The sequence below is a fragment of the Desulfuromonas sp. genome, from assembly GCA_002869615.1.
Lineage (GTDB): Bacteria > Desulfobacterota > Desulfuromonadia > Desulfuromonadales > UBA2294 > BM707.
This window is the reverse complement of record PKUH01000019.1, coordinates 1-6422: the sequence shown is the minus strand read 5'-3', so window position 1 is coordinate 6422 and position 6422 is coordinate 1. Positions and strand designations below refer to the sequence as shown.

General features: G+C 55.9%; 7 protein-coding genes. 2 read left to right on the top strand and 5 right to left on the bottom strand.

Features of this window, described 5'->3' with window-relative positions; genetic code table 11:
- From C0623_03055 to C0623_03040, 4 genes are all read right to left on the bottom strand, one after another.
- Positions 1-698 (bottom strand): 3-phosphoshikimate 1-carboxyvinyltransferase (locus C0623_03055; GenBank protein ID PLY02882.1); only part of this gene is annotated, 698 nt, incomplete at its 3' end.
- 14 nt (positions 699-712) lie between these two features.
- Complete coding sequence (locus C0623_03050) at positions 713-1585, bottom strand: prephenate dehydrogenase/arogenate dehydrogenase family protein (protein PLY02881.1); 873 nt, start codon at positions 1583-1585, stop codon at positions 713-715.
- Positions 1586-1600: 15 nt separating this feature from the next.
- Complete coding sequence (locus C0623_03045; GenBank protein ID PLY02880.1) at positions 1601-2674, bottom strand: prephenate dehydratase; 1074 nt, start codon at positions 2672-2674, stop codon at positions 1601-1603.
- Positions 2675-2749: 75 nt separating this feature from the next.
- Positions 2750-3703: a hypothetical protein gene (locus C0623_03040; protein ID PLY02879.1), complete on the bottom strand. Its 954-nt coding sequence runs from the start codon at positions 3701-3703 to the stop codon at positions 2750-2752.
- Between the two features lie 132 nt (positions 3704-3835).
- Here C0623_03040 and C0623_03035 point away from each other — a divergent pair, with 132 nt between their 5' ends.
- The gene (locus C0623_03035) at positions 3836-5023 is read left to right on the top strand and encodes an aspartate aminotransferase (protein ID PLY02878.1); all 1188 of its coding nucleotides are present in this window, start codon (positions 3836-3838) and stop codon (positions 5021-5023) included.
- Complete coding sequence (locus tag C0623_03030) at positions 5024-5836, top strand: FdhC protein (GenBank protein ID PLY02877.1); 813 nt, start codon at positions 5024-5026, stop codon at positions 5834-5836.
- 344 nt (positions 5837-6180) lie between these two features.
- Here the strand turns inward: C0623_03030 and C0623_03025 are convergent.
- Positions 6181-6422: hypothetical protein (locus C0623_03025; protein ID PLY02876.1), on the bottom strand; the 242-nt coding region annotated here is incomplete at its 5' end.

The following is a 6422-nucleotide window of genomic DNA, read 5'->3' as shown; positions in this document are numbered from 1 at the left end:
GGCACATCGATTCCCCGGGCGGTCAGTTCTTGCCCCGGCGTCACCCGCACACCGCCGGCAAAAGACTCAATATCGGCGCCAAGACAACGGAGCATCCGTTCGCTGTGATCCCGCGAGAGGTGCGGTTCGGTCACCGTTGTCTGGCCGTCGGCGTACAGGCCGGCCAGAATCAGGGCCGACTTGACCTGGGCACTGGCCACCGGCGAATCGTATTCAATCCCGTTCAAGCCACCTCCCCGGATAGCAAGTGGTGCCAGTTCGCCATTATTGCGTCCGTCAATCACGGCGCCCATTTCGCTCAGCGGACCGACTACGCGGCGCATCGGACGTCGCCGGAGGTATTGATCTCCGGTCAGTACGGAAAAGAAATCCTGACCAGCCAGCAGCCCGGACATCAGGCGCATGGTCGTCCCGGAGTTGCCGCAGTCGACAACATCGTCCGGCTCCCGGAGACCGTGCAGACCGGCGCCGACAATCTCGAGGGAACCGTCGCCATGGTCCGTAATCTCGACTCCCATTGACCGGAAGGCCTTGAGGGTGGCGTAATTATCCTCTCCCTGCAGGAATCCACTGACCCGGGTGATGCCGTTGGCCAGAGCGCCGAACATGATGGCGCGATGGGAAATCGACTTGTCGCCGGGGATCGTTACTTCTCCGCGCAGACCAGCGCTTTTCGACACAGTTCGTGTATGCTGCATAAGTTATTAACCCGTTACAGAATCGCGTCGCGACTCTGTTTTGATTTGAGGAAAAATTCGTACAGTTTTTCACCCTCGGAAGAGGCAATATCCTCCCTGAGTTCAGCAAAGAAGTGTTCAAAATGGGTCATCATCTCGAGCAGAGCATCCTTGTTGGTCAGGGCGATATCACGCCACATGGTCGGATCGGAGGAAGCAATCCGGGTAAAGTCCTTGAAACCGCCGGCTGAATACTCAAGGATGTTCTCTTCGTAACGATCGTAGGAACTGCCGGCGACGACGAGCGCATAGGCGACCATGTGCGGCAGATGACTGATTGCGGCCAGAACCCGATCATGTTTTTCAACATCCATGACCACGACTTCACTGCCGGCCGCCTGCCAGAGCGCCTTGACCAGCGCCAGTGCTCCGGCGTCGGTTGCCTCGGTCGGAGTCAGGATGCAGCGACGCTCCCGGTAGAGAGTCGGGAATGCTGCTTCGGCACCACTCTTCTCGGTTCCGGCAATCGGATGCCCCGGCACGAAATGTACCCCTGCCGGCAGATGAGGTTGAACCGCATCAATGATCGCACCCTTGACGCTGCCGCCATCGGTCAGTACGCTCCCACGCTTCAGATGGCCGGAAATCTTCGCCATCACTTCTGACATCGCCAGAACCGGGGTCGCAAGGAAGACCAGATCGGCATCGCGGACCCCTTCGGCCGGATCGGTTGTGTAGCGATCGATGACACCGAGTTCCACTGCCCGCCTGAGATTATCGACACCCCTGCCAACACCGATGACCTCACCGACCAGACCGGCCTCGCGCAGGGCGAGAGCGAACGAACCACCGATCAGGCCGACCCCGATGATACACATTTTCGCAATATAATTCTCTGGATGATTCATTGCTGTTATCTTTACCTAACGGGCGCTCTGGTATGAACCGAGCACCTTGACAAATTCACAATACTGACCAAGATCCTCGACCGCATCAGAAATAATTGCATCGGCAATATGCCCTTCAAGATCGAGAAAGAAAATATATTCCCATGCTTTTTTCTTGAGCGGCCGACTTTCGATCTTGGCAAGGTTGATATTCCGCTTGCTGAATGGTTCGAGCATGCGATAAAGAATCCCCGGTTCATCCTTGATCCGGAACATCAGTGATGTTTTATCGTCGCCGCTCTGGTCCGGATTTTTCCGGCCGATTACCAGAAACCGGGTAAAATTGTTCGGATTGTCCTCGATCTTTTTCTTGACGACCTTGAGTCCGTAGAGATTGGCTGCCGATTCGCTGGCGATGGCTGCGGTCGAATCGTCATCGGCGACCATCTGCGCAGCCAGACCGGTGCTGCTGACATCAACCAGCGGCACATCCGGCAGGTTTTCTTCGAGCCAGGAGCGGCACTGCGCCAGAGCCTGCGGGTGTGAAACAATCCGCTTGATCGCTCCCATGTCGCCGGTCCGCGACAGCAGGTCGTGCGATACTGCGAGCAGAACTTCGGCGTTGATCTTCAGATCGGAATCGATAAACATGTCAAGGGTATGCGAGACCACGCCTTCGGTTGAGTTCTCGACCGGGACCACACCGTAGTCGGCCCGCCCCCGTTCGACATCCTCGAAAACGGCGCTGATGCTTTTTTGCGGAACAAGTTGCGCTGAAAAACCGAACTGCTGCATCGCCGCAACGTGGGTAAATGTTGCTTGCGGACCGAGAAAAGCAACCTTCATCGGCTGCTCGAGGTTAAGCGAAGCGGAAATGATCTCGCGAAAAACCCGGCGGATGCCGTCGTTCGGAAAAGGACCGGTGTTTTCATCGGTCAGGCGCTGATAGATCGCCTGCTCACGGCTCGGCACATAAAAATCACCACTCGCGCCCTCCTTGATTTTACCGACCTCGATAACAACATCGGCCCGCTCATTAAGCAGTCCGAGTATCGTGCTGTCGATTTCATCAATTTTCCGGCGTAACCGATCAAGGTCATTTTTTGCCATAAAAATCAATCCTTTCGCTTACTTATTGGAAACGGCAATTTAGCCTAAAAGCAAGGAAAAATCAACGAGGAAGGGCTACTTGATCAAATTGGCCAACTGCCGGGAAACCTCGCACAGTGCATCATAGCCATCGGCGCCGCGTTCGAGTTGTTCATGCCAGCGCTGCGGAAACGCGCTAGCACCATGGCAGGCTCCAACAACCGCTCCGGTCATTGCGGCAATCGTGTCGGCATCACCGCCATATCCGACCGCGGCTACGAGTGCCTCCTCCGGTTCGGAAATGAAACGCATTGCCGTGTAGAGGGCCGTCGGCACCGATTCGAGGGTACGTACGCCATTGCCGAGTCTTGCGACAACCTCGTCTCGTGACGGCTTCTCTTCGAGCAGACGCGACGCCAGCATCATCCGTGAGCGCATCTCCATGGTCCGGCAATAAGGCGACAATTCAAACAGGAAACCGGGTCCATTGACTTCAGAAAACACCCTCATCCTGCTCAGTATGCCGACTGCGGCGGCGACGACCAGAGCGCCGTCAATTGCCTCGTCATGGACGTGCGTTGCCCGGACCGCCTCGACCACCCACGGCCGCAGAAGCTTCGGTTCCTTGCTGCCACTCAGCAGGCCGACCGGGGCGATCCGCATAGCCGCTCCGTTGCCGAAAGAGCCTTCAGGGAAAAGTACCGTCGCGGTTTCGCGATAGTCAGCCCCTGTTTCCAGCGCCATGAGAATCCTGGTGGCGCTTCGCCCGTAACCCCGCTCCGGAGCAAACAGTTCGGCACAACTTCGGGCGCAATCAGCGCCATCAATCTTGCCGATCCGGACCAGGGAACGGGCCATACCGAGCATCATCTGGGTATCGTCGGTATAGCGTCCGGCCCCACCGCGACCTTCCAGGAAGTCACGAATCTCCCCATGCTCCGATCTGATTTCATCGGCCGTCCAACCTTCGACAGCGGCACCGAGCGCATCACCGAAGGCAGTTCCGAGAATTGTTCCGGCGCAGCGATCCCGGTAATCAATTGCGTTCATCGATTGACCTCCGTGTAAAGAGTATAACCGGTACGGCCAAACCTGCCTGTCGGTTCAGGCCATTCCGCCTTGACCCTCCTTGATCAGCAGGCTAAACTGCCGTTCAATTATTATATCAGGAGCATAAAAACCATGGCCATATCGAATAAAGTTGCGGCATTCATCGAACGGGCTTCCTGGATCCGCAAAATGTTTGAAGAAGGTACCCGACTCAAACAGGAGCTGGGTGAAGAAAACGTTTTCGACTTTACCCTTGGCAACCCGACTATCGAACCGCCGCAAGCACTGCATACGCGACTCAAAGAGCTGGCCAACTCGCCGTACCCCGGAATGCATCGTTACATGAACAATGCCGGCTACGATGAAACACGGGCCGCAGTTGCGGCGCGACTGGCGGAAGATTCCGGCAAAGCGGTCGGCAAGGAGCAGATCATTATGACCTGCGGTGCCGGCGGCGCCCTGAATGTCGTTTTGAAAACAATCCTCAACCCGGGCGAGGAAGTCATTATCCTGACTCCGTTTTTCGTTGAGTACAAGTTTTACATCGACAATCATGGCGGTGTTCCGGTCGAGGTCAACTGCAACATGGAAACTTTTCAGCCCGATCTCGACAACATTGCTGCGGCGATCAATGCCAGCACCCGGGCGATTATCATCAACTCACCGAACAATCCGACCGGTGTCATCTATCCGCAAGAGACCCTCGATGCCCTCGGCGCCCTGCTCGGGCAAAAGGAGAAAGAGTTCGGCCGGCAGATCTATGTGATTTCGGATGAGCCCTATGCCCGACTCTCTTACGACATGGCGGTCCCGCCGATTTTTGCCAGTATCAGGAACGCCGTCATCGTCACCTCCCACTCGAAAGATCTGGCTCTGCCGGGGGAACGGATCGGCTACCTGGCGGCGAATCCTGAAATGACAGAGGTCGAGCAGTTCATCGAAGGTGCTGTTTTCTGCAACCGGGTCCTCGGTTTCGTTAATGCCCCGGCGTTGATGCAAAGACTGGTCGCCGGTTTACAGAACGAATCGGTCGATGTCGAGGTTTATCGGCACAAGAGGGATCGGCTCTACGACCACCTGACCCGGCTTGGCTTCAAAACGGTTAAACCGGAGGGCGGTTTTTATTTCTTCCCGCACTCTCCGATAAGCGACGATGTCGCCTTTGTCAACAAAGCCCAGGAGTTTGGACTGCTGTTGGTTCCGGGAGCCGGATTCGGAGCCCCCGGTTTCTTCCGGATCGCATACTGCATCGACGATGACGTGATTGAGCGCAGCCTGCCGGCCTGGCAAAAGCTGGCTCAGGAATACGGGCTGGTCTGAATGGACAAAAAATTCCTGGCACCGACCGAAGCGGCCGAAACGATTATGGTCAATGGCAAGCGGGTCCTGACCCAGCCGGTGACCCATACCATTATCCTCAGCCTGCTGGCCGGCTTTTATATTGCTTTCGGAGCGCAGCTGGCGACAGTTGTTACCTATGACGCCGCAGCCCATGTCGGCAGCGGAATCGCCCGTTTCCTCGGCGGCAGCGTCTTTTCGATCGGTCTGATGCTGGTAATTATCTGCGGTGCCGAGCTTTTCACCGGGAACACCCTGCTCGCCAAAACCGCCCTGCAGGGCGAGATCCCCTGGTCAAAGCTGGCGAGCAACTGGGCGATCGTAATCCTCGGCAACTTTGTCGCTTCAATCCTCTTTGCCTGGATGATGTCGCGCTCCGGCCTGCTCTCCGGGCCGATCGCCGAGCATGCGGTCAACATTGCCGCCCGCAAGTGCAATCTCCCTTTTATCGAAGCGCTGATCCGGGGGATTTTATGCAACTGGCTGGTCTGTCTGGCGATCTTCATGGCGGTTGCCGCCCGCGACGTTCCGGGCAAGATCCTCGCCTGCTATGCCCCGATCATGGCCTTCGTGACCAGCGGTTTCGAGCACAGCGTTGCCAATATGTACTTTATCCCGGTCGGCATCTTCATTGCTCCACAGATCGGTGCGGATCCGGTCGGCATGACCTGGCCGGCATTTCTTTTTGGGAACCTTCTGCCGGTAACCATCGGCAATATTATCGGCGGCTGTCTCTTTGTAGCGGGGGCTTACTGGTTCATTCATTTAAGGTTCAATATCAATCGCCAGGATTAATATCTGACTATTCAGTCCTTCCCCGCCACCAAGACACCAAGGGCACGAAGGAAGGCAAAGGCATTCTTACCGCAAAGGCGCAAAGGTCGCAAAGATGAAAACCGCAAACCGGAGGGGGCTGTCCCTGAATGGGGACTGTCCCACAGACCGTGACGGAATCTGAGCAAACTCAAGGAAAAAGCGGGTATCAGCCGCTAATGAACGCTGATAGGCGCAGATAAGATTCAAGTCATTACAACGCCAGGAAGAGCCTAGATGCAGTTTTAACGAAGAGCCGCTGAATCGGAGAGAGAAACGCACAAAAGAAAACCTGGATCCCGAGTTATGGCGAGCACATGACAGCCCTATCCTCTCCCGCTCTCCACCTCTCCGTTAATATTGGTTTCGGCTTTGCGGCTTTGCGGCTTTACGGTAAATATTGTTCTGATTATGATCAGCGGAAATCGGCGTGAATCAGCGGCGAAAGATGCATTGGTTTTGACTAAGAACTTAATTGGCCGCGATGAAAATCTATCAAGGTCTGTTGTTAACCCTTGAAACTGAAAAGGGTCAAAGGCTTTTGCCTCGCGAAGGTGCCTGATCAGAT

What these genes read in the sequence shown, in the direction of transcription:
- C0623_03050 (PLY02881.1), bottom strand. Translation starts at nt 1,585, where the DNA reads ATGAATCATCCAGAGAATTATATTGCGAAAATGTGTATCATCGGGGTC.
- C0623_03045 (PLY02880.1), bottom strand. Translation starts at nt 2,674, where the DNA reads ATGGCAAAAAATGACCTTGATCGGTTACGCCGGAAAATTGATGAAATC.
- C0623_03040 (PLY02879.1), bottom strand. Translation starts at nt 3,703, where the DNA reads ATGAACGCAATTGATTACCGGGATCGCTGCGCCGGAACAATTCTCGGA.
- C0623_03035 (PLY02878.1), top strand. Translation starts at nt 3,836, where the DNA reads ATGGCCATATCGAATAAAGTTGCGGCATTCATCGAACGGGCTTCCTGG.
- C0623_03030 (PLY02877.1), top strand. Translation starts at nt 5,024, where the DNA reads ATGGACAAAAAATTCCTGGCACCGACCGAAGCGGCCGAAACGATTATG.